This window comes from Roseomonas aerilata DSM 19363, from assembly GCF_000711725.1.
GTDB classification, from domain to species: domain Bacteria; phylum Pseudomonadota; class Alphaproteobacteria; order Acetobacterales; family Acetobacteraceae; genus Roseomonas; species Roseomonas aerilata.
This window is the reverse complement of record NZ_JONP01000145.1, coordinates 1-1,235: the sequence shown is the minus strand read 5'-3', so window position 1 is coordinate 1,235 and position 1,235 is coordinate 1. Positions and strand designations below refer to the sequence as shown.

Annotated in this window: 2 protein-coding genes; one reads left to right on the top strand and one right to left on the bottom strand. The window is 64.5% G+C overall.

All coding sequences use genetic code 11. The features are described 5' to 3' along the window. Nucleotides 1-233: ATP-binding domain-containing protein (locus BO39_RS29445; RefSeq protein WP_043840440.1), on the top strand; the 233-nt coding region annotated here is incomplete at its 5' end. A gap of 141 nt (nt 234-374) precedes the next feature. Here the strand turns inward: BO39_RS29445 and BO39_RS29440 are convergent. Continuing rightward, the coding region (locus BO39_RS29440; RefSeq protein WP_211257622.1) for a transposase at nt 375-1,235 on the bottom strand (861 nt) is incomplete at its 5' end.

The window sequence follows — 1,235 nt, the reverse complement described above, 5'->3', positions numbered from 1 at the left end:
TGCTGGCCTACGCCACCACCATCCACAAGGCGCAAGGCTCCGAGTACCCGGCCGTGGTCATCCCCCTCACCACCCAGCACTACGCCATGCTGGCCAGGAACCTCCTCTACACCGGCGTCACCCGCGGCAAGAGGCTGGTCGTGCTCGTCGGGCAACGACGCGCCCTCGGCATCGCCGTGAAGAACCGGAACACGCGACGCAGATGGTCCAAGCTGAGGGAGTGGTTGGCGTAGAGGGCTGCCGCCTGAGTTCCTTCACGCAGCAAAAGCAAAGACCGCTTTTGGCCTATTCTGTTGAAGAAGTCGGACGGTATCGACAAGGGCATGGCCTCCCTGGATTCCAATCTGGCTGTGGATGGGGCGCTCCCGGCCCTCTCAGGCGGGGGCTGGTACTGGCATCGGGATCAGCTTGGCCATCTTCCTGAGGTTCTGGGCGGTGGCGGCCAGGTGGAACTCGTCACGGGCACCGTTTGGCCCTCGTAGTCGGAGCCGGTCGAGCTTCAGGATGCGTTTGAGGTGCGCGAACAGCATCTCGACTTTCTTGCGCTGGCGCTTGGATGCACGACCGTCCCTGCTGTCCATAATCCCGCGGGCCATGTCGCGGGCGCCCTCGAACTTTGATCGAGGGATCTTGCGGGCGGGCGCGTTGGGGCAGCACTTCGCCTTCAGCTCACAGGCCTGGCAGTCGTAGGTGCTCGCCCGGTAGAGCAGCGTCGTCTCCTCGTTCACCAGCCTGCCGTTGGTGGCCAGCATCTTCCCGGCGGGGCAGAAGTAGGCGTCCCCTGCCTGGTCGAAGGTGAAGCCGCTGCGCTGGAAGGTTCCGTCCCGGCGGCGTGACTTGTCGAACACGCTGACATAAGGCTCGATCCCCTGCTCATAGACCAACCAGCCCAGCATGTCGGCCGATCCATAGCCGCTGTCGGCGACCAGGCGTGCCGGGTAGAGGTCAAAGCGCTCGCCCGTGCGCTCGATCATCCGCTTGGCGACAGCTACCTCGGCCTGCCGGATCGCGGTGGTCGGTTCGACATCGACGATGACCGCGTGGTCGAGGTCGATCAGGAGGTTGGTCTCGTAGGCGAAGTAGGCGAGGCCGCCCTCAGCACCGGTCCAGCGGGAGGCTGGGTCAGATGGCGAGATGAACCTAGAGCACTTCAGGCTTGCACGGCCTCGCAGGTTCTGATTCGACGCTGCTGATGAAGCAGCGAGGCTGGTGATGACGGCACCCCTGTCGCAGGA